This window comes from Solemya pervernicosa gill symbiont (assembly GCF_002020875.1).
In the GTDB taxonomy this organism is placed as follows: Bacteria; Pseudomonadota; Gammaproteobacteria.
In genome coordinates this window covers 1-21531 of the sequence record NZ_MPRL01000075.1, presented here as the reverse complement: position 1 = coordinate 21531, position 21531 = coordinate 1, and the positions used below count along the sequence as shown (strand labels likewise).

General features: G+C 55.1%; 25 protein-coding genes, 1 tRNA gene and 1 pseudogene. 9 read left to right on the top strand and 18 right to left on the bottom strand.

The annotated features are described in order from the left end of the window. Entirely contained in the window at window positions 1-1986 is a 1986-nt protein-coding gene (locus BOW52_RS14520; protein WP_078484804.1) for a PAS domain-containing sensor histidine kinase, read from the bottom strand. A 333-nt stretch (window positions 1987-2319) separates the two neighbouring features. Here BOW52_RS14520 and BOW52_RS14515 point away from each other — a divergent pair. Beyond that, window positions 2320-2395: transfer RNA gene (locus BOW52_RS14515), tRNA-Phe, on the top strand. Between the two features lie 78 nt (window positions 2396-2473). Here BOW52_RS14515 and BOW52_RS14510 read toward each other — a convergent pair. Beyond that, entirely contained in the window at window positions 2474-3028 is a 555-nt protein-coding gene (locus tag BOW52_RS14510) for a glycine-rich domain-containing protein (protein WP_201790707.1), read from the bottom strand. Window positions 3029-3216: 188 nt separating this feature from the next. Then, a complete protein-coding gene (locus BOW52_RS14505; protein WP_135622471.1) occupies window positions 3217-3936 on the bottom strand; it encodes an NERD domain-containing protein in 720 nt (239 codons plus the stop codon). 361 nt (window positions 3937-4297) lie between these two features. Here BOW52_RS14505 and BOW52_RS14500 point away from each other — a divergent pair, with 361 nt between their 5' ends. Both BOW52_RS14500 and BOW52_RS14495 read left to right on the top strand, forming a co-directional pair. Then, the gene (locus tag BOW52_RS14500) at window positions 4298-5905 is read left to right on the top strand and encodes a tetratricopeptide repeat-containing response regulator (RefSeq protein ID WP_172840367.1); all 1608 of its coding nucleotides are present in this window, start codon (window positions 4298-4300) and stop codon (window positions 5903-5905) included. Window positions 5906-5923: 18 nt separating this feature from the next. Next, entirely contained in the window at window positions 5924-6619 is a 696-nt protein-coding gene (locus BOW52_RS14495) for a sensor histidine kinase (RefSeq protein WP_078484801.1), read from the top strand. A gap of 12 nt (window positions 6620-6631) precedes the next feature. Here BOW52_RS14495 and BOW52_RS14490 read toward each other — a convergent pair whose 3' ends face one another. Beyond that, complete coding sequence (locus BOW52_RS14490) at window positions 6632-7096, bottom strand: hypothetical protein (protein WP_078484800.1); 465 nt, start codon at window positions 7094-7096, stop codon at window positions 6632-6634. Between the two features lie 53 nt (window positions 7097-7149). Between BOW52_RS14490 and BOW52_RS14485 the strand changes: the two genes are divergently transcribed. Next, complete coding sequence (locus tag BOW52_RS14485) at window positions 7150-8334, top strand: murein transglycosylase domain-containing protein (protein WP_078484799.1); 1185 nt, start codon at window positions 7150-7152, stop codon at window positions 8332-8334. Here BOW52_RS14485 and BOW52_RS14480 read toward each other — a convergent pair. From BOW52_RS14480 to BOW52_RS14445, 8 genes are all read right to left on the bottom strand, one after another. Next, complete coding sequence (locus tag BOW52_RS14480; RefSeq protein ID WP_078484798.1) at window positions 8331-9212, bottom strand: DMT family transporter; 882 nt, start codon at window positions 9210-9212, stop codon at window positions 8331-8333. The two genes, BOW52_RS14485 and BOW52_RS14480, sit on opposite strands and share 4 nt — an antisense overlap. Before the next feature lie 277 nt (window positions 9213-9489). Next, complete coding sequence (locus tag BOW52_RS14475) at window positions 9490-9882, bottom strand: thioredoxin family protein (RefSeq protein WP_078484797.1); 393 nt, start codon at window positions 9880-9882, stop codon at window positions 9490-9492. Beyond that, entirely contained in the window at window positions 9882-10343 is a 462-nt protein-coding gene (locus BOW52_RS14470) for a hypothetical protein (RefSeq protein WP_135622469.1), read from the bottom strand. The genes BOW52_RS14475 and BOW52_RS14470 overlap by 1 nt, the downstream gene beginning before the upstream one ends. 33 nt (window positions 10344-10376) lie before the next feature. Further along, window positions 10377-10706, bottom strand: coding sequence for a thioredoxin family protein (locus tag BOW52_RS14465; protein ID WP_078484795.1), 330 nt, complete (start codon window positions 10704-10706; stop codon window positions 10377-10379). 15 nt (window positions 10707-10721) lie between these two features. Beyond that, window positions 10722-11336 (bottom strand): transglycosylase SLT domain-containing protein, encoded by a 615-nt coding sequence (locus BOW52_RS14460; protein WP_078484794.1) that lies wholly within the window; start codon window positions 11334-11336, stop codon window positions 10722-10724. A gap of 76 nt (window positions 11337-11412) precedes the next feature. Then, the gene (gene rlmJ / locus BOW52_RS14455) at window positions 11413-11727 is read right to left on the bottom strand and encodes a 23S rRNA (adenine(2030)-N(6))-methyltransferase RlmJ (RefSeq protein WP_078484793.1); all 315 of its coding nucleotides are present in this window, start codon (window positions 11725-11727) and stop codon (window positions 11413-11415) included. An 84-nt stretch (window positions 11728-11811) separates the two neighbouring features. Next, window positions 11812-12405 (bottom strand): 23S rRNA (adenine(2030)-N(6))-methyltransferase RlmJ, encoded by a 594-nt coding sequence (gene rlmJ, locus BOW52_RS14450; protein ID WP_078484792.1) that lies wholly within the window; start codon window positions 12403-12405, stop codon window positions 11812-11814. An 8-nt stretch (window positions 12406-12413) separates the two neighbouring features. Beyond that, the gene (locus BOW52_RS14445; protein WP_078484791.1) at window positions 12414-12773 is read right to left on the bottom strand and encodes a DUF4870 family protein; all 360 of its coding nucleotides are present in this window, start codon (window positions 12771-12773) and stop codon (window positions 12414-12416) included. A 271-nt stretch (window positions 12774-13044) separates the two neighbouring features. Between BOW52_RS14445 and BOW52_RS14440 the strand changes: the two genes are divergently transcribed. The 4 genes and pseudogenes from BOW52_RS14440 to BOW52_RS14430 all read left to right on the top strand — a co-directional run bounded on the left by BOW52_RS14440 (window position 13045) and on the right by BOW52_RS14430 (window position 14828). Beyond that, the gene (locus BOW52_RS14440) at window positions 13045-14253 is read left to right on the top strand and encodes a methyl-accepting chemotaxis protein (protein ID WP_078484790.1); all 1209 of its coding nucleotides are present in this window, start codon (window positions 13045-13047) and stop codon (window positions 14251-14253) included. Beyond that, window positions 14250-14387: a hypothetical protein gene (locus BOW52_RS17485; protein ID WP_236725765.1), complete on the top strand. Its 138-nt coding sequence runs from the start codon at window positions 14250-14252 to the stop codon at window positions 14385-14387. The genes BOW52_RS14440 and BOW52_RS17485 overlap by 4 nt, the downstream gene beginning before the upstream one ends. After that, window positions 14380-14472: pseudogene (locus tag BOW52_RS18050) on the top strand (methyl-accepting chemotaxis protein); the annotation flags it as partial. The gene BOW52_RS17485 and the pseudogene BOW52_RS18050, both read left to right, overlap by 8 nt. A 62-nt stretch (window positions 14473-14534) precedes the next feature. Next, window positions 14535-14828: a hypothetical protein gene (locus BOW52_RS14430; protein ID WP_135622466.1), complete on the top strand. Its 294-nt coding sequence runs from the start codon at window positions 14535-14537 to the stop codon at window positions 14826-14828. A 10-nt stretch (window positions 14829-14838) separates the two neighbouring features. Here the strand turns inward: BOW52_RS14430 and BOW52_RS14425 are convergent, their stop codons facing one another. From BOW52_RS14425 to BOW52_RS14405, 5 genes are all read right to left on the bottom strand, one after another. Continuing rightward, window positions 14839-15540 carry a GGDEF domain-containing protein gene (locus tag BOW52_RS14425; RefSeq protein WP_078484787.1) on the bottom strand — a complete coding sequence of 234 codons (702 nt, stop codon included), beginning with the start codon at window positions 15538-15540 and terminating at the stop codon, window positions 14839-14841. A 30-nt stretch (window positions 15541-15570) separates the two neighbouring features. Continuing rightward, window positions 15571-16440, bottom strand: a complete 870-nt coding sequence (locus BOW52_RS14420) for a cache domain-containing protein (protein ID WP_135622464.1) — start codon at window positions 16438-16440, stop codon at window positions 15571-15573. A gap of 168 nt (window positions 16441-16608) precedes the next feature. Next, window positions 16609-17145 (bottom strand): GDYXXLXY domain-containing protein, encoded by a 537-nt coding sequence (locus BOW52_RS14415; protein ID WP_078484785.1) that lies wholly within the window; start codon window positions 17143-17145, stop codon window positions 16609-16611. After that, entirely contained in the window at window positions 17142-18449 is a 1308-nt protein-coding gene (locus BOW52_RS14410) for a DUF2157 domain-containing protein (protein WP_078484784.1), read from the bottom strand. The genes BOW52_RS14415 and BOW52_RS14410 overlap by 4 nt, the downstream gene beginning before the upstream one ends. 44 nt (window positions 18450-18493) lie before the next feature. After that, window positions 18494-18691, bottom strand: a complete 198-nt coding sequence (locus tag BOW52_RS14405; RefSeq protein ID WP_078484783.1) for a hypothetical protein — start codon at window positions 18689-18691, stop codon at window positions 18494-18496. A 70-nt stretch (window positions 18692-18761) separates the two neighbouring features. Here BOW52_RS14405 and BOW52_RS14400 point away from each other — a divergent pair, with 70 nt between their 5' ends. After that, window positions 18762-19277 (top strand): histidine phosphatase family protein, encoded by a 516-nt coding sequence (locus BOW52_RS14400; protein WP_078484782.1) that lies wholly within the window; start codon window positions 18762-18764, stop codon window positions 19275-19277. 28 nt (window positions 19278-19305) lie between these two features. Here BOW52_RS14400 and BOW52_RS14395 read toward each other — a convergent pair whose 3' ends face one another. Next, window positions 19306-21309, bottom strand: a complete 2004-nt coding sequence (locus BOW52_RS14395) for a cache domain-containing protein (protein WP_172840366.1) — start codon at window positions 21307-21309, stop codon at window positions 19306-19308. Window positions 21310-21531 lie beyond the last annotated feature (222 nt).

Sequence of the window (21531 nt, the reverse complement as noted above, 5' to 3'; positions counted from 1 at the left end):
TCAACATAGAGTACTTTGAAGCGGCGAGAAGGGGGACTCGGTACTTGCGGGCACTGCCTGATGCTCAACTGGTTTCACACTTGGTTCACCGCTCAGCGCCAGTGGCAACGTAACCCAGAAGGTACTGCCTACCCCAAGCTCGCTTTCCACCTCCAACTCACCACCAAGCAGATTTGCCAGCCGTTTACTAATCGTCAACCCAATGCCAGTACCCTCAATGACACTATTTTCATGCACGAGACGGTTAAAGGGATCAAACAGCAACGGCAGATGCTCAGCTGCGATACCCTTACCGTTATCCTCAACACCAATACGCAACCACTCCTGATCAACGCTCTCTAACAGAACACGCACTGAGCCCAACACGTGATTGTACTTCACGGCGTTAGAGAGCAGATTGACGATAATCTGTTTGAGTCGCGTCGGATCGGCATTCACGGTGTAACTGTTAGCGGCATCGCAGACCACACTGATTTTCTTTGTCTCCGCCGAAGGTGCAATCAACTTCAGCGACTCCTCAAGCAGCGGCGCCAATGCCACCCACCCAATTGACACTGCCAGTCGGCCCGCCTCGATCCGTGACAGGTCGAGGATATCATTTATCAAATCGAGCAGATGGGTACCTGCGCGGACGATCTCATGCGCACTTTCTCGTTCAAGATCATCCAGCGACTCATCCATATCGAGTAGCTGACCAAAACCGAGAATCGCATTCAAGGGAGTGCGTAGCTCGTGACTCATTCTGGAGAGGAACTCTGACTTGGCCCTGCTCGCCTTCTCAGCAGACTCTTTAGCCTCAATCAACTCACGTTCAGCCACCTTTCGCTCACTGATATCGCGTACCGCACTGATAAAAAAGCGCTGCTCACCAATCACCACATCACTGATCGATATCTCTAATGGGAACAGCGAACCATCCTTACGGCGCCCAATCAGCTCACGACCGCGACTGCCAATAATATGAGCATCACCCGTGCGCATATAACGCTCAACATAATGCTGGTGCTCCTGCCCGTCTGCATTGGGCATCAACATCGATACGGGATGACCAACCAACTCCTTACTGCTATATCCAAACACCTGCTGCGCAGCAGGGTTAACCATCTTGATCAAACCTCGATCATCGATGGAGATGATTCCATCCAGCACACTATCGAGCACACCCCGCAGCTCCTGCTCACCCTGCTGTCGTGCCGCCTCGACCTCCACCTGCTTGGTGACATCCATCGCAATACCGGCAACCCGATAGGGCTCACCTTCTGCGTCATAGACCGGGAAGGCGCGATCACGCACCCAACGGTACGAGCCATCGGGACGCACAATCCGATAGGTCTCATCGAAAATACCGCTCTTCCAATCGCGGCCAAACGCCACACCGACTCGCTCACGATCATCGATATGGATATTGTCGATCCATTCATGGGGTTTAATCAGTAACGATTCACAGGAGCGTTGCCAGACCGCCTCATAGCCAGGACTAATGTAGACCATCTCCGAGAGGTCGGCGCTCATCATCCAGAACACCTCGTCGATATTGTCAGTGACCTGCCGGAGCCGCTCCTCGCTCTGCTCCAGTGCACGCTTAGTCGCATCAAGCTCTGTGATATCGGTACCGGTGCTGATGATGTAACGCACCGCATCGTTCTCATCGACAACCGTACTGTTATTCCATCGAATCAGAATTTTCTGCCCGGAACGGGTCAGCCAGTAATTGTCGTACACCGAGACACCGGCGAAGTTTTCCAAGCTATCGAACACAGCTCGCACCGGCTCGCGCTCTTCGGGCAAGAGGAAGATATCCCAGACGAAGCGCCCCAAAATCTCTGAAGCGGCATAGCCGGTCACTGCCTCAGATGCCTTATTAAAGAGCACAATCCGACCCTCGTGATCGAGAATCGTCACCAGTGCATGCACCGCGTCGTAGATATCGAGCCCAGCCGCTGTCTCACTCTGATTGAGATAGCGCTGTAGCCGCTCAAACTTCATTCTATTTTGTCTGCCATCCAGCCAAGATGATCAAACCAGTTATCAGATTTGGTCTCTCGGTCATTATGGGTCATCAATTATCATCTGCCTACGTGCTGTCGACACAAACTGTAAATATTTGTGTAAAACCAACTGGTTATTGGTGTTTATTCGGTTCCAAGAGCATCTGTAATGAAATAACACATCAACACCAAACCACTGTAGTTGAGATTCATTAGCCGAATGAGTAAAATGCGCAGCTCTTGGTTATCGAGAAGCCGTTTTTCTGGTAGAAGAAAACAACGGTTTCACCCGGTAATCAGCGCAATAACTGGAAACATTTCAGGTTATTACGGCCCGGTAGCTCAGTTGGTAGAGCAGAGGATTGAAAATCCTCGTGTCGGCAGTTCGATTCTGTCCCGGGCCACCATATTTTCGAAAGGCTCACGCACTGCGTGGGCCTTTTGCGTTTCTGCCACAGTCGAATAGCGACACGCTCAACTCCTGTCTAATCGCCGCCACAGCCACCTCCACAGCCGCTGTCACCAGAATCGCCCGAACAGCCACCACCACAGCCGATATCGGAACCACAGTAGGCACCACCACTGCCATCTGTCTGGCGTGAATCTTTACAGTCGGTGACGTAGCGGAAGCCGTTGGCGATGTTGAGTTCGGCATCAATGGCGAAGAGTCGTGGCAGGCGAGAAGGAGTCTTTGGGTCAATCCCCTCACGGGTACAGGCGATGCGCCAGGCGCGTTTTATCCCATCCTGCGCCAGGGTCGGGCTCTGCATCGCCTCGGCTGGAGTGTGGTGAAGAAAACGGCCGAAGGCGTGACGACAGAAGTGGCGATAGCCACGGGTAAAGAGAATAAAACCGTGCCATGCGTCATCAACCACCTGCGATGGCATTGAAACCATTTGGCGACCGGCCGTGTTACAGATATGGAAGTACTCGCGCAGCGCCTCAAAGACCATCAGCTCTTGGGCAGGTGTCAGCTCCGGCCGAACCTCGCGCAACTTATTCACTACCGCCGCCCGGTCGTCGTTCGCTCGCGCTCTCAACTACGAATAGGCAGACGGCGTCGACTATCGCGGACTAACCGCCTTCGCTTCGCTATCCATGGCGGTCAGCGATGGAATGGGTCACTATCGATAAATGCACTGCGTTTACGTTTTCGCAGCTGGCTCCACACCCAGAGCATTACGACAATCAGAATCAGGACAACTGCGTAACCAACGATATCCACGTGCTAGAGCATGCCGTTAAACAGTAGTCGCCAGCCGAGCCAGCCTATATTTGCTATCAACAGCAGCACGGCCACATTGATGCGATGGCTGCAGCCCCCATCATCGATCACTGCGACATCACGTAGATACTGTTCAGGAATAGGCTCACAACGCTGCGCCAACAGATTCCAACCCTGCTCTACCGACGCCTGCACATCTTTGCGCTTGCCTTCTTGCGTGCCAACATCAACAGGTAACAATACATTTTCGGGTTTGCCCTTGGGGAAACTGACTGCGCCAGAGAAGAGCAGCCGCCCTGCAACCTTAATATTGGGCAGCAGCTGCTGGACTGCAGCCACGCCCACTTCGACCGCGGGTAAGGGATTGTCGAACTTGTAACTACGGTTTGTCACCACGTTGGCCCACTGCTCCATGCTCTCAGCGGCAAACACCACACCCTGAAGCCTACGCACTCCAACTACGACGACCGCCGCAGGAGTAAGTACCAGATAGTCGATAAAGACCTTGCCATCCATGCCATCATCAAGCATCACATCACGCTTTAACGCCACGCCCATACGACATATTACTCGCCTGATCTGACGCTCCTCAGCCACTCGGCGCAGGTATGGGGTCAACATCAAGCCCGCCACCAGCAGCAACAGCAGCGCGACCGAGGCGGTCACCAGCGTTTCAGCCGAGATGGAGAGCATGGCAGCAATGTCTAATATGAGGTCTTGCATAGGTCGCCTATCGGATCACCTTGTTATCGCCCGTTTGTTATTTGCTCTAGTTGGGCCGTGGCGCGATTCAGGGGGAGCCATTCTATAGCGACTTACTCATAAATGGCCATAATTAGTCACATGAGAGGCGATAAGGTTGCCAATATTCATAGGAGCTTATATATATGAATTTTCAACCTGAAGTTTTCATTATGGTAAGGTTTATCAATGGATTACGAACTACATAGAACAAACTACTTTATGTTCTGCTGCTAACATCACAACAATAATAGCCGATAGTGGTTGTGACGGGCGTCACAATGGGTGCGCAGGCAGTAAAACTAGACAGATTTCAGCAAGGATGCGCGATAAGGAACAGATAATGGCTGGATTTGATCTATCGAAAATGAAGGCGCTGGTCATCGACGACTTCAATGAGATGCGTCGCTCGATGAAACGCATGCTTGAAGAACTCGGCGTCAAGAACGTCGACATGGTTGCCAATGCCCGTGAGGCGCTGGCCAAGATCGCACTTGTCCCCTACGACATCATTCTCTGCGACTACAACCTGGGCGATGGCCGTAATGGCCAGCAGATTCTGGAAGAGGTTAAGGAGCGCGGCATTGTGAAGGCCGATGCTGCCTACATTATGGTTACCGCCGAGATGGGACAGGATATGGTGCTCGGTGCGGTCGACTATCTGCCCGATGACTACCTGACCAAACCCTTTGTCGGTGAAGTGCTCAACAAACGTATTAACAAAGTACTCGCACGCAAGGCGCATATCGGCAAGATCGAGGTTGCACTGCAGAAAACCAATTACGACCTCGCCATCAAGCTCTGCGATGAGAACCTCGCCGGTGAGGGCTCGCCTTATGCACTTGACTACCTACGTCTGAAGGGCGAAGCACTGCTCTTACTGGGTGAGTGCGACAAAGCACATTCGATCTTCTCCAGCCTGCTCGAACGCCACCCCTTCCAGTGGGCCACGTTCGGTCTCGGCCGTGCAGAGAAGTGCTCTGGCAACAACCGCGCTGCAGCACAGGTCTTCGAAGAGTTGATCGATGAGAACAACCGTTTCATGACCGCCTACGACCAGCTCGCCGAGTGCCATCAGCAGATGGGCGACACAGAGGGTGCGCAGCGAGTACTAAGCGATGCCATTTCAATCTCACCCCGTTCCGTACAGCGCCAACGCGAGTTCGGTAAGGTCGCCTTTGAGAATGATGACCTCGAGGCCGCAACCCTCTCCTTTCGTCGTGCCGTCACCCTCAGCCATGACTCCTATCTTAAATCGATGGATGACTACACCAACCTGGCACGCACCATGGCCTCCAATGGCAAGGGACGCGATGCACTGGTACTGATCAACAAGGCCAAAACCGAATTCAAGGGAAAACGAAATCTCGACATGCAGACCGCCGTTGTCGAGAGTCTGGTCCACCAGAAACTTGGCGATAGCGCCAAGGCGCAGGAGGCGATGGATCGGGTCGGTGCTAATAACGACCTCACCGCCTCGCAGATGCCACTCGACATCACCCTCGATCTGGCCGGCAGTAACCTGGAGCGCAACGAGAAAGAGAAGGCGATGGGTCTACTCGGCAGCCTGCTAAAGAACTTCTATGAGGATGATCTGGTTGTCGACAAGATCCGTAAGGTCTTCAACGACCACAATCTGGGTGCCGAAGGCGATGCACTGATACGCGAAATTCGCAGCGAAATCACCGACCTCAACAACCGCGGCGTCAGCCTGGTTAAAGAGGGCAATCTCGACGATGCGATCGGCCTCTTCGAGGAGGCAGCCAATCGGCTACCAAAGAACAAGACCGTCAATCTCAACGCCGCCCAGGTTGTCATCATGCAGATGCAGAAGCTGGGCGCGAACCGCACCGGACTGCAGCAGGTCAACGAATTCCTCGACCGCGTCCGCGACAGCGACCCGGCCAATGAGAAACTGGTCGCTCTGCAGCGCATGGCAACCGAACTCTAAGAGCAGGTAAGCATAGCCATGAGTGAGTCAGACGAGCCAAAACTCGACTTCAGCGCCGTATTGATGTCATCGGTACACGACATCAAAAACTCACTCGGCATGGTACTCAATTCACTCGACGAAACCGCTGCCCTGGAACCAGACGAAGATAGCCCGCTCACCGAACAACTCAAGCGACTCCGCTACGAGACCAAACGGGTCAACAACGATCTGGTTCAACTACTCAGCCTCTACAAAGCGAACAACAACAACTTCAGCGCCAACCGCGACTACCTTGATGTCGATGACTTCTTCGATGAGCTGCAAATCGAATACCGACCGCTGCTAACCTACAACAAGATCGAACTGACCACCGAGTGCCAGGCGGGATTGAGCTGGTTCTTCGATCGCGGACTACTTGCGGGCGTGATTAACAACGTACTCAATAACGAGGTGCTCTACGGCCGCGACCAGGTAGTACTGAGTGCCGCTGAAGAGGATGGGCAGCTAGTGGTTCGGATCGACGACAACGGTCCCGGCTACCCGCAGCAGATGTTGAGCCGCTCCGAGGCACGCATGGGTGAGACCGACATGATCAGCGGCAGTACCGGACTAGGACTCTACTTCTCAATGCTGGTGGCCAATGCACACCAGAACGGTGAGCGCAAAGGTACGATCAAGATTAGCAATGGCGGCAGTCTCGGCGGCGGCTGCTTCGCCATCTACCTGCCCTGACTCAATACTGACTTAGCGTCGACTCCGGCGCTGGCGATGTTCATATGCCGCCATCGACTTCACTACACTACCGTAGGGCACACTCTCAAACTCGTCATACTCTGCCAGTAACTCCTCGGCCAGAGAGTGAATATTGGCTACCTGCTCCTGCAACTCTTCCGACTCAACCAGCGCCTGCAACCCCAGCAGCCCACCACACTGCACCTTCATCTCCTGACCATGCGGCAGGTTCTCGGCACTGCCAACGATCTTCAGTGTAAAACGTGCATTCTCACGCAGCACCGCGATCAGCGCACGACACTGATTAGAGGCCTCCAGCTGCTCGCACCCCACTCCCTCTCGCTCGGCGATATAGAAGCGGTCGGCACACTCGCAGTTTCCTCGTCGACTGAGAATCGTCTTTTCAAAGGGACAGTTGATAGGGTCCATAGATTCGATCTGGTTACAGAAATTGTTCTCTAATATGCCGAGTGCCATAGCGTGACGCAATTACCCACCACGAAAGTGGCAGATTGTTATACTCGAACACCATGAAGAGCCTACGTATACCGCTACTACTTATTGCAATCACAACCGCCCTCATGATCAGCGGTTGTTCTCGCTACCAGCTCGCCAGCATCGCCACCAGCGGTGATCCCGGCGCCACCGCTTCATCACTGATCACCTCCCGCGTCAGCTCCTATAAAACCAACCCACTATTACTCGTCAGTGATGCCAGGCGCACCAAGCAGCAGTTCAAACAGCTGCGCGCCCTGTTTCGTGGTGAGGTTAAAAAGAGTTGGGGCAGTGACGACCAGATCGCCAGTCGAACCCAGTACGTAAAGTACACCCAGAACTACCAGAGTCGTGCCATTATCGATTTCGATAGTGGCGTGGTAACGGTCGAGACCCTCGATCAGAAACAGAGCAACAAAAGTCTGCACAGCGCCATCGTCACTACCCTGCTGACACCCAACGATCCACGCGCAGTCGATCTCTACTCCGCCAAGACCACCAAGATCAGTGGCAAACCCTACCTCGTCGACCTGGTGATCGACCAGCAGGGGCGCTCGATCAGCTCACCAAAACGAGCCGAGCAGTTTGCCGACCATCTGCTGAAGAAGTTCCGCATGCAGCGCAACGTCAAAACACCACAAGGGATCAAACCGCTCCACTACGTCAAGATCCGCATGGTGCGCAACCATGTCGACGTGCGTGCTGCCCGTTATTCCAAGCTGGTTGAGAAAAATGCCAAACGCTTCGGCATCAGCAAAAACCTGATCTACGCCATCATCCGTACCGAGAGCAACTTCAACCCCTTTGCCGTCAGCAGCGCACCCGCCTACGGGCTGATGCAGCTGGTACCGACCAGTGGCGGACGAGACGCCTACCGCTCCCTGACCGGCAAGGATCGTGTACCGAGCAGCGACTACCTGTTCGATGCCGCCAACAACATCGAACTCGGCGCGGCCTACTTCAAGCTGATCAACAGCAAATATCTCGGCAAAATCAAAGACAGTGTCTCTCGTGAGTACTGCTCAATCGCCGCCTACAACACCGGCAGTGGCAACGTACTGACCACCTTCAGCAAGGATCGCGACTATGCGGTCAAACTGATCAACCGCATGAGCCCGTCGCAGGTCTATAACAAGCTGCGCAGTGGACTCGCCCACCAGGAGGCGCGGCGCTACCTGCTCAAGGTGCTCGATGCCCGTGCCGAATTTGCCAATATCTAACCGGCCTCACGCTGCATACGTTTTTTGGCTCGTAGCTGAAACAGTCCAACACCGGAGAGAATCAACACCGCCCCAGCGGCCACCTCATTGGCGATCATCTCGCCGTTAAGCAGCGCACCGAGTATCAACGCTACCACTGGAGTGATCTGGGTAATCATGCCCGCCAGCGTCGCATCGATACGCTTCAGTACGTAGTAGTAGAGAGTGAAACCAAACGCAGTACCGAAGATCCCCAGATAGAGCGTCGACCAGAGCGCACGTTCACTCAGCGGGTAGATCACCCCATCTTCAAACAGCAACCAGCTAACGGTGAACAGCGGCAGTGCGAACAACAGCCCACCGAAATTAACCGCCATCGCAGCCATCTGCTTCTGTACCCGCTTTAACCAGACGGCTGAGATTGAGTAGAAGAGGACCGACAGCAGCACAAAGCTCACTCCCAACAGCGCATTTGAACCCAGTTCCGCACCGCCACCGAAGATCACCAGCAGGCCACTGAAGGCAACCACAATACCGGCCATCTGCCGGGAGCTAAATGTTGAGCCTACAAAGGCCGCCGAGATCAGAGCGATCACTACAGGAGACAGACCGTAGAGAAGAGAGAGCAACCCCGAGGAGACATACTGAGCACCCCAGTAGACGGTCGACATGGTACTGAACACACCCAGGCCCGAGACCAGGTAGGCATAGAGCGCCTCTCTATCCCAGCGCATACGCACTCGCAGCAGATAGAGCAGCGGCAGACAGGCGATCACACCAATTACCATGCGGCTTAATAGCGCAAACAGTACACCGCCCTCATCACCACTCCACTTGATTGTCAGTGGTGTGGTCGACCAGATCAAAATCACGCCCAAATAGGCTGCTGGCACCGACATCGCCCTACCCTCCTCAATGAGTCTCTTTAAGCCCTGTCAGAACCATTCAGAGAGACCAATAAAAAAGCCACAGAGTGGTGAGATCTGTGGCCTTCGGATTATTTCGCTTGTTGCTAACTCTCTGCTAAATCGAAATCCTCAGCCACGCTGTGACAGGCAGTGCACGCCATACCAGTCGCGCCGCTTTGTAAATCACAATCTGTGCAGAAAATTTCAACATGGATCGAGAGTGCGTTTTAACGCCACATGAGTCAAGCGATATTTGTTAAGTAGAAAATTAACCGAGCAACGCTTCGAGCTTCTCGATCGACTGACCACCGAGCAGCACCTTCTCTACCGCACCATCCTTGACCAGTACCACCGTCGGTGTCGCCCGTACTCCCAGCGCCATGGCGGCGTTGATATCTCGACTTACATCGAGCTTGATAATGCAGCTACGTTTCTCTGCTAGCGCCTCAATCTCTGGGGTCATCGTGCGACAGGGACCACAACGTGGTGAGTGGAAGTAGAAGAGGTAACGACCGTCGCACGACTCACTACTACCGACCAGCTGGTCGAGCCCCTCGACCCTTGTACCGGCCATCCGTTTCGAGGTGATCACGATGCGCAGCTGAAACAGCACAAACAGCAGCGCGATGCCGCCGAGTCCCCAGGGGATTAACTCCGACACTAGTCGAGCAGGTCTTCAATAATGTCATGCACGATTGCGGTCGCCGTCTCAACCAGCACCACCTTGCCGTCGATCACCTGACGTTCAAAACCACGTCCCAGCGGAGGTAAACGGGCTTCGAGATCGTAGGGCAGATTTCGTTTGGCGATTCCAGGAGGGAGTGTGCCACCACGCGCAAGCTTCTTGGCGATCCCCGGTGGCAACTTCTTGTTGCCTTTGCCCTTGGCACCCTTATCTTTTTTACCCTTGCCCTTCTTCGACTTGTAACCGTCATCGTCATCATCAATCTCGATGTCGTGTTGGTGATAGTAGTTACGAATCAGATTTCTCTCAGTCTCGGTAAAGACCCGCTTGGCCACATCACCGACAAATTCACTGACGTCAGAGGCCTGAACGCTTCCCACCAGAAGCGGAAAAATCATTGCCGCTACAAATAGACCAAAATTACGCGCTCTTTTCATAACAGATAACTCCTGTGGATTAAATCAACCCTCTTAATCATAGAACATCGAATAGGGGCGCTCGATATCGCCCCTTACGGCACCCAGTGAAAAACTGCGGCTGTGGCGCACCGCCTCGCGTCCATCGAAATAGAGAATCAGTGTCGGGACGGCGAAGACACTCAACTGCCCCGCAATCTCCTGAGAATGTCCGCAATCAACCTCAGCCAGTGCCGCCTTCGGAAACTCCTCGTTCAGCATCGCTGCCACCTTGGGCTTGAGCACGTGACAGACACTGCAACTCTCGGAGGAGAAGTAGATAGCCGCTATCGGATGCTCGGCAACAAACTGCTGCAGCTCGGTTTCGCTCTCAATCAGATTCATGGATAGAGATCTTCCTCAGAAGGGCCAGAGGCTCCAGCCACTGTCGAGATCGCCCTCACAACGTTTTAGCTGTGCACCGTAGCTCTTTGCCCGTCGCTCCACCTTTCGCGCCACACCGATCAGCCACTTCTTCTTGTTGTAGGTTTTGCGTTTAAAACCACCGTGGCCCTCATGGTAAGCGAGATACTGATTGTAGGTGTCCCACTTGGAGATCCCCAGCGTCTTGTGACTCATGTTGCCGTACCAACCGATGAAGTCGACCGCATCCTCAAACTCATCACGGTCGGCACCCCAGTTGCCGGTCTTGTCGATATACCAGTCCCAGGTCGCATCCTTTACCTGTGCAAAACCGAACGCCGAGGATTTTCTAAACCAGGGGATAATCCATAACAGCGTGTCGCGTTCCGGCTTGGCGTCATCTCTGAACTTTGACTCCTGATGGATTATTGCCAACTGCACATGTACCGGCACACCCCACTTCTTATAACTATCGTGAGCGTGCTCATACCAATCATCCTTCTCGGAGAAGATCTCGCAGCCGTCGTTGATATTTCGAGGTGGAGAGGATGAGCAACCCGCCACTACCAGCGTGAGGATGATCGCGAGCAAGCCCTTATAATTTTTTCGCATAGTTATCTATTGGCCAAATGGGTTTGAGCAAGTCTATTACGCACACCACTTACTTAACAACGCGTATCAGTCACCATTAACTAACATCAGCACTCATCGGCTCAACACGATAACGCCCGGTACCTGCTGCATCGACCTCTGCGGCCAACCAAGCAAGCGTCTCGGTGATTTTACGGATCAGATCGGTATCCGCATTGAGGATAAATAGCCCGCTTCCGCGCGCCTCATCACCACGACCGAAGGCGAGCTCACAGACACACAGCGCATTGAACACCCCTGCTCGCACTCTCTGCTCCATCGACTCTATCCGCTGCCGATCATGGGTTGGATACCAGAGCAGATAACACCCCTTCGGGGAGTCGCTATTTTTGCGGAAGCTTGTTTTGGGCATCCAACTACGCCGACATAAAGCCGCTGCTGCATCTTCTTCGTCGTTCGCTCTCGCTCTCAACTACGAATAGGCAGACGGCGTCGACTATCGCGGACTAACCGCCCTCACTTCGCTCTCCATGGCGGTCAGCGGAGGTTCTCGTCGGTAGATCTCGAGCAGCGTATCCACAGCATCGCTATAGTCACTGACCGACTCATAGGGAGGATCGATCAGCACCACCTGCCGGCATCGCATCCCCGGTATCGGCTCCACCACCCCCGAATAGCCATCACCCGCAAACAGCTCGATACGCACATCGTGCGAAAAACTCTTTACCAGCTGTTGATACGGTTCCGGACTGAGCTCAAAGAGTCGCATCCGATCCTCACCGCGCAACAACTGCTGAGCAAACCAGGGCGAACCGGGGTAGTTCTGCAGAATTTCAGATCGGTTGAACGCGGCAACCATTGTGAGATAGTCGGCCAGCGCCTGCGGCGCATTCGACACACCCCACAGCCGCTCGATGCCGAACGGGTCTACACCTCGCTGATCAAGACGGTAGCCACCCGCGCCAGCATGGGTCTCACTGTAGAAGAGCGGTTTATCTTGTTGTGTGAGTGATTGCAGTACCTGACAGAGCACCGAGTGTTTGAGCAGATCACCGTAGTTTCCTGCATGTTTGGCGTGTTGGTAGTTCAAGCGCGTGACTACTGGTACATCGCTTTACCATCATTGAGTCGCATCCACCCCTTGGCGATGCGGTAGATCACCCAGAGCGCATCGGCGACCAGCAGCAGATAACCGACTACCAGCAGAAAGGTAAGCCAGCCCACCACACCCCAGAGCAGTGCAAACCAGAAGGTACGGATCTGCCAACGAAAGTGCGATTCCAGCACCGTTCCGGCAACATCCTCGCGTTTGACGTAGTTGAGCACCAGAGCAACAAGCAGTGTGATGCCATTGAAGAAGGAGGCCGCCTGCAGTGCATAGATCACCAGGGTGAGTCGTCTTGATGAGGCCAGCTCATCGCCCTCAGAAAACTCCGCATCACGTACGTTACTGCCCATCTTAATCCTCAATGCTCGTGTCGTATGGCCACTTTTCGCGGTGAGATTAGAATACACCAGAAAAAACCCTTACAAGCGCATGGCTTATTTTTTGCGATGACGCCAATAGACTTTCAGCGGCGCTACGCTATTACTTTTAGGAGTCACTGAGTGAAACCGGTCAGATGGATCTGAACGGCATCGACTCAGACAGCAGTCATCTCGCCAGAGACTCCGTTGATGAACAAGCAACAACATCCATATAAATATTCGCACAGAGGATGAGAGCACGATGGAGTGGATTACCAGCAGCATACGCAACAAACTTCTCGCCATTACCGGCGCGGGCACAACACTTGTACTGGCCGCCGCCCTGTTTGGTATTTTCCTCGGCTGGCAGGCGATCAGCAGCTTTGAAAAGTTGATCGATGACGACCTGGTCTACGAGCGCCACATCCTCGAGGTGGAGCTACTGTTCGATTCCCAGATTCAGGAGTGGCAGATGCTGCTGCTCGCCAATCAGGACAAAAACGAGCGTCAGGGCCATCTCAACAAACTCAAAGAGATCGAGCAGACGGTGCTGCGTGAAGCCACCATGCTCAAAGAGCACGCCAAGAGTGCTGAGGTTGAGGATCTCATCGTTCGCTTCATTGCGGGTCACCACCAGCTCGACAGCCACTACCAGGCTGTTCTGAAGCGTCTCCAGAGCGGAAACATCAATGTCGCCGAACTCAACAAGCAGTTTGAGAAGGAGACCCATCAGCTGCACGAGCTGCTTGCCGGTACCAGCAAACTGATTATCAATCAGGTCAACAGCAAGACCGCAGAGGTTAAGGCCTCATCAGCCAACGGCATCATCGTGAGCCTGGGTGCAATGGGCATCGCTTCACTGATCGCCTTTATCGTTTTCCTCACCTTCCTGCAGCGCATCATCATCACCCCGGCAACGGCTCTGGTGAAGAGCCTCGACAGTTATGCACAGGGCGACTTCTCCGCCTCAACCAGCGTCAGCTCCAATGATGAGGTCGGCAAAATCGCCGCCAGCGCACAGAAGATTCGTGATCAACTCGGCTCAACCATTAACGATCTGGCGGCCACCTCACAGGAGATCGCCGCCACCGGCACACAGCTCGCCCAGGCGACCAACACCTCCTCCAGTGCCATCCATCGACAACAGCGCGAGACCGAACAGGTTGCCACGGCGATGAATGAGATGGCCGCCACGGTTCAGGAGGTGGCACGCAATGCCGAGCTGGCTGCGCTGGCCACCGAAGAGGCCAACGGCCAATCAGCCACCGGCAAGCGTGTGGTCAGCCAGACCATCGACAACATCGAACGACTCGCCAGTAAGGTTGAGAGCAGTGCCGAGGTGATCCAGAAACTCGAGGGAGATACCGAGAACATCGTCGTTGTCACGGACGTCATCAAGGGAATTGCCGAGCAGACCAACCTGCTGGCACTCAACGCTGCGTCGGGGAGTTCTACACAACTCCCTCAGTGACTCTACGCCGACATAAAGCCGCTGCTGCATCTTCTTCGTCGTTCGCTCGCGCTCTCAACTACGAATATGCAGACGGCGCCGACTATCGCGGACTAACCGCCTTCGCTTCGCTATCCATGGCGGTCAGCGATTGAGGCGGCCCGTGCCGGTGAGCAGGGACGCGGTTTTGCCGTGGTGGCTGACGAGGTTCGCACCCTCGCCTCACGCACCGCCGATTCAACCCAGGAGATCCAGGAGATCATCGAGCGACTGCGCGACGGCGTGAACACGCAGTGACGGTAATGAACGAGGGACGTGAGCAGGCAGAAGCAAGCGTGGCGCAGGCGGGTGAAGCGGGTAGCGCCCTCGATACCATCACCCAGACGGTGGCCAACGTTGGCGAGATGAACAGCCAGATTGCCGGTGCCGCCGAGGAGCAGAGTTCGGTGGCCGAAGAGGTCAACCGCAGCATCGTCTCGATCAACGACCTCTCGGCTGAGACGACCACCGCAGCCGATCAGACCTCCGAGGCGAGTGCCGCACTCAACGAGGTGGCCGAGCGTCTACAGGCGCTGATCTCACGTTTCCACGTCTAGCGAGTAACGGCTACATCTCCACCCGGCAGACGCGATTTCGTCCACTGCGCTTCGCCTCGTAGAGCGCCTTGTCGGCATGATCGATCAACATTGAGATCTCTTCACGGCCGTTCCACTGCGCCACGCCAACGCTGGCGGTAATCAACAGCTCGGAACCATCGGGCAGTGTGATGCTCATCTCTCGAAGGCTCTGCAGCAACCGCTCGGCCAGCATCTCGCCCCCCTCAAGATCGGTATCGGGTAGCGCAACACTGAACTCCTCACCACCGTAACGCCCCGCCTCATCGGCGATGCGCATATGTTTGCGAATTACTCGCGCACTCTCCTCCAGCACCGCATCACCGACCAGGTGACCGTGCGTATCGTTGACCTGTTTGAAGTGGTCGAGATCGACCATCAGAAGCGTCAGAGGGCTACAGGAGCGCTGCGCACGGTGCATCTCCTCACCCAACCGTTCGATAAAGAAACGGTGGTTGTGCAACCCTGTCAGCCCATCGGTCACCGCCTGCTCCTCAAGATACTCATTGAGTTCTTCGATGTGGCTCACCTTGCCCTCGATCACCTCCTGCAGCTTGCGAGTGGCGAAGTTGATACCAAAGAAGAGCATCACCTCGATTAGGATAAAGGCGACCACCGCATAGACGATATTGACGCGCAGATCGTGCTCCTTGGCCACCACCTCATCGGTGATATCGCTACTGATCGCAATCATCCCCGCCGGGCTTCCACCCTGCAGCGTCTGTCAATAGTCGTAGAGCGGAAATAACGTATGTAGGTAGTGCCTGTTATCAACCTTGCGCCAGCGGCTCTGGACATCATCAATCAGGCTCTCCGAAACCACCTCGCGTAGCATCTCCACCTGTCGCGGAGATGAGGTCGCCTCAACAAAGTAACCATCGACACGTTTCGAGGAACCGAAGATTCGCGTGATCGCCTCGGGCCACATCGCCTGCTCGGCGTGTTCGCGCTTTAGCAGCACGGTGATATCCGATTGCAGCTCACGCTCTATCAGATGCAGGATGTTGGAGAAGGAGGTGCCGACCTCAAGCGCACCAAGGTGCTCCGTCACGCTCGCGCCGTTCTCGGCAAACATCGGTACTACGCCGCGCAGGCCAGAGTAGACACGTCCGGTCTCAAAACCCGAACGAGCCGATTTCTCTGCATTGGTATCGACGATGGTGTAGCGCAGCGCATGCATCGTGTCGCCAAACTTATCGGGTTTATGTACACGCAGGAAACTGGTTGAACCGGGCCCAAGATGGAAGTGGAGTTGGCGCACATCGTAGCGTTGGGTCAGGTCTCGCCAGCGCGGACCCAGTAAGGCATAGAGTTCGCTGCGAATCTCAGCGGCACGCTCGCCGCCAGGACCATCGCCCTCAGCGGCCACAGCATGCTTCGCTTTACGCATCAGCGCCTGCACCTCTGGGTCCTGAGAGACGTAGCTGGCAAGCTGCATCATGTTGCGATAGGTGAGCGAAACGGCGAGTTCAAAACCGGAACGCAGTTCACGACTCTGCGCCTTGAGCGACTGCTCAATGGCACGATTATCGGCGTGCACATTAATGAGGACAAAAAGGAGGTCGACCAGCAGAATCACTACCGATAGAGCCAAAAAGATAAACCTGGAGCGTCCCTTCCCTGTAATCGTTTTATTGCTTGCCACTGGGCTACCACTACTGATCAGGTGATGCCTGATTCTACAGCGAACACTCTCGGGCCGTCTGACACCACTGACAGATTAGACTATTTTTATAGTGGTTTTATAGCCATCCAGATGGCACTACTCAGCCGTTGGCTCGATCGCCTTCAGTGCCGCCTTGCCGTTGCTGGCCACCATCACCACCGCCACCGCACCGCCGCGCAGATCGTGCTCGAGCTGCAGCGCTTTATCCTTCGGCGCAAACCACGCCTCGATGCCATAACGCACCTGCACCGGGCTATTCATCCCATAGCTCAGCTGATAGCGACCACCCTTGAGACGTCCACGCAGATAGAGCCCCGCATCAGGCCGCTGCAGTGAAGCACCATCAGCAACGAACACCCCATCATCTCCCTGTTTCAAGCGCACATAGACGAGCGGGTTTTCCGGCAACACGCCCCGGTCGGCACGCACATCAAGCGTGACCGTTGAGATCGCATAGTTGAGCCGTGCATAGTTACCACGAAACAGGCTGCGTGGATCGATCGGCACCACCTTGAGGCGCACCTCCTGACCACTCCAGAGCGGATAGACCGCCCCCAGATACTCACCCGCCAGCACCCCTAGCTGTAGCAACACCGTCAACACCAGCCCGACCAATACGGTACGTCTATTCATGAATGCACCTCCTTGCGACTCTTGCGCCAATAGCGGGCCGCATAGAGCAGGATCGCCGCAAAGATGCCAAACAGAATCGCCGCGCCGACATAGTCGCCGACCAGATCGATGTAACGCACCAGTCCGGTGATCAATACCGTGGCCACACCGAGATAGAAGTAGTGCGAAACGCCCTGCACGATACCGCGCTGAATCAGCCAGATACCGGTACCGATCAGCAGCAGGTTGTCGACAATCTGCAGCACCACGGCATCCTCACGGCTGGCAAAGAGCACCGCCGCACCAAACAGCAGCAGGTATATCGCAGCCAACGCGTAGATAGAGTGTCTCGCACGCCCTGAGAGATAGTTGATCACCACTGCCGATAAGGAGCAGATCACCACCACCGTGATATTGCCGCTCTTGTCATAGCTCAGATCAGGGATCAGTTCCCACCAGAGTGAGTCGAAGCTGAATACCAGCAACAGCAGCAATACCAACCGCAGCGACCAGAGATCGAGTAACACGCCGTACTCCTGCCAGCCGCCACGCTCACTGCTAGAGAACCACTGTGCCAGCGCAGCGCTTATCACTGCCAGACCGCAGCCGAAGGTGACCTGCATGCTGGTGAAATCGAACCAGCGCCAACCGCCCTGCCACCACGCCAGCGTTGTCTCCAGCCAGCCCGCCACTCCCACTACCAGGGCAAAGAAGAGCAGTAAATTGATGCGTCGATAGAGCAGTAACCAACCAGCGGCAACCAGAAACAGCGGGAAGAGCGTTGGGTAGTAGCCCATTGATGCCTCGACCACGAACCAGGTGTAGGCAAGCGTCATCGCCAATGCCAAAAGCAGGCCGCTCTCCATCAGCAGCGCCAGCGGTAACACGCCCGCTGCCCACCAGAAGATTCCGTCGGGGTAGTGTTCACCGATATGGTAGATCTGCGCGATCAACATGATCGTCGCGCCGTAGAGAAGCGCACCGAGAAGCAGTGCGATGGTCGCGGGCTTCTCTCGTCCCTGGGCAAAGAGTCGCAGGCCGACCACATTGGTCGCCAGGGTCACCGCGACCAGCCCACCCATGCGCAGTGCCCGCGGTATCTGATCCCAGTTGGCACTCAGCAGGGTGATGATCGCCAGACCGATAAAGAGGTAACCAAGTGCGATCAGTACGTAGTAACCGTAGGAGTGGTGACTGTCGTGATGGTAGTCGATGCCGTAACGATCGCAGATCGATTCACCCTGCGCCTCACTGATCACACCATCCTTCACCCAGCCATAGACCTCCTGGGCCAGATCGTTCTTCAACAGACGAATCAATCGCATCAAAACTTCCCTTTCTTATTATCTCGGTGCACAGAATACAGCGCTTAACCTAGCTCACTATCGTATCGCCCATATTTTTTTAGGAGTTCACGCGCCGGCTCACCATAACGTTTCACCCACTGCGCCAACACCCGATCACTGATGCGCGTCTTCGACTTCAACTGCCGCTCCAGCCGCTGCAGCCCCTGATCGGAGAGGCGCTGCTCGCGTGACACACCGGGGATCGGTTTCCTGCCATCCATACTGAAGCCTCTCTTGAACAAGCACTAACATTCAACTACGAATCATTAGATAACCGAACGGGAGTGGATTATGAGAATAACAAATAAGTTCGTGCTGCTGCCCCTGCTTCTGGCACACATGTTCAGCCTCGGTTGCACCACGCAGCAGTTCTCACCAGAGGGAACGACCACGACCGTCATCTTGATCCGCCATGCCGAGCGCACCTCCGACACCAAACTCCTCACCCCCTTCGGCAAGACACGCGCCGCAGCCCTTCCGGCTGCCGTGGCCGACTACGACATCAGCGCCATCTACAGCCCCGACCTGGCGCGCAACATCGACACCGTTAAACCGCTCGCCAAACAACGTCGACTGAAGATCACCCTCGTCGATGCAAATCCTGATGTAGAGCTAATCACCCGGCGACTGCTCAACGACCACCCCGGCAAGACCGTTCTGTGGGTAGGCAACACCACTAACCTTGATCGCATCTATGCCGACCTGGGCGGCGATGGTGAGGCACCGACCGTATATGGTGATCTGTTTATTCTACGAGTACCCGACCGTGGCTTTAGCAGAGTCAGTAAGCTGGTGTTTGGTGACTAGGCAGAGAGTCGCCTCTTCACACCACTTTTCAGTGACCACTCTTTACCGTCTGCTCCACCCGATCCAGCAGCCCGACAATCGTCTTGGAGATCGGACCTATCTTCAGGTAGAGCGCCTCAGCCTGATCAATATTCCCCCGCTTGGTCAGTTCGACACACTCTTTGATAGTGCGGTGCAGTTCGGCGTGTGGCGGCTCCAGTGCTTTCATCGCGTCGATGTGGCCGTAGCTCTTCATCCCATCGCTGTAATACCACTTACCCAACGCGCAGTGATGATCAGAGACAATCTCATCATCACTAAGACTCTTGCTACCATCGAGATGGGCACGAATACGGGTCAGCCAGGCAAGATGTGCGGTACGTGCTGCAGAAAAATCGAACTCACTATCGCTCGCCCCAAGCTTGAACTCATTGATCAGACTTCGTAGCTGGTTGAGCTGCACACCCATGGTTCCGTTAGCCGCCTCACTCTGCTGAGTGCCCTCTGCGGTCTGATGAGCAATATCGCTGATGGCAACGATATTACGATTAATATTCTCCACCACGGTGGTCTGCTCTTCAGCGGCGCTGGCGATCTGCGCGTTCATATCATTGATGGTGGCGATTGCGGTCGCCACCGAGTCGAGTGCCGCGCCCGCCTGCTCGGCGCTCTTCACGCTCTGCTCCGCCTGTGTCTGTCCCTGCTGCATCGCCTCGGCCGCCTCCTGTGCACGCCCCTGCAGGCGATCGATCATCTGTTCGATCTCATGGGTCGCCTCCTGGGTTCTTTTCGCCAGGGTTCTCACCTCATCGGCGACCACCGCAAAACCTCGCCCCTGATCACCGGCGCGCGCCGCCTCAATGGCAGCGTTCAGCGCCAACAGGTTGGTCTGGTCGGCTATCTCACGAATGGTTACAAGAATCCCACCGATATCCTGACTATCTTTGCCTAGCTCCTCGATCAGCTCAGCACTACTGCTCACCGCCTGATGAAGCGCGTTAATCGCATCGCGGTTGCCCGCTACGATACGACGACTCTCCTGTGCATCAACATCGGCCTGATGGGCCGACTCGGCGGCAAGACCGGCATTACTCGCCACCTCCTGCGCGGAGGCGTTCATCTGGTTAATCGCCGTGGCGACCTGATCGGTCTCACCCTGCTGCCTGCGCACCGCGTGGTTGGTCTGTGAGGTGATGTTGCTCACCTCAGAGGCGGAGCGCGCCAGCTGCTCGGTCGACTCAGCCACCTGCACCACCATTTTGTGCAGTTTATCGACAAAGGCATTAAATCCGTCAGAGAGTTCAGCTACCTCATCGTGACCGATCACCTCCAGCCGCCCGGTTAGATCTCCCTCGCCGGTAGCGATGCCGTGCATTGCATCGGTCGTTTTATTGATCGGCCGGGTAATGCTCCAGGCAAGAAAGGTAGCAATGGCGATAATAAATAGAATCAGTGCCAGACCGATCACGGCATTGGTTCGCACATTGGCCCAAAAGACCGCATCAATGTCATCGATATAGACACCCGAACCGATCACCCAGCCCCACGGCTCAAAGCCCTTCACATAGGAGACCTTCTCCACCGGCTGATCAAAACCCGGTTTGGGCCAGAGATAATCAACAAAGCCTCCGCCATCGCTCCTGACCTTGTCGACAAAGGCGACAAAGAGATGTTTGCCATTGGGATCCTTGAGACCGCTGAGATCCTGACCATCGAGCTTCGGCTTGATCGGGTGCATCACCATCACCGGTCCCATGTCGTTGATCCAAAAGTAGTCACTCTCCTCGTATCGAAGTGCTTTGATGGCGTCGATAGCGGACTGCTTCGCCTGAGCTTCGGTGAGCGCACCAGCGCTTGATTGCTGGTGGTAGTAATCAAACAGACCGTGAGCCGTCTCCACGACGTGGCGCGTCTTGGTCTGTTTGTCGATCAGCATCTGGTCGCGCAGTTGCAGGGCATCAAGCGTCATCACTGCAACAATGGCAACCAGCGCCGTGAAGACCATCAGCCACAATCGCCTGGAGATCCGAAAATTGGTAAGGAATTTCAGCATTGGGAAGTCTCCCCAATATTCTCGGGCAGCCAGCGCACAGCGCCTTGATGACTCGCCCATTAACTATCCCTCTCGACGATCCGTGCCGGGAGACAGTGAAGCTGTACTGGTTTAAATAGATTACTTAGGGGAGTCGCTATTTTTGCGAGAGTTTGTTTTGGGCATCCAAGCCCAAGCAAACAGCAAAAACTTCACGCGACCGTTTATGCCTGCGGCGCCCCG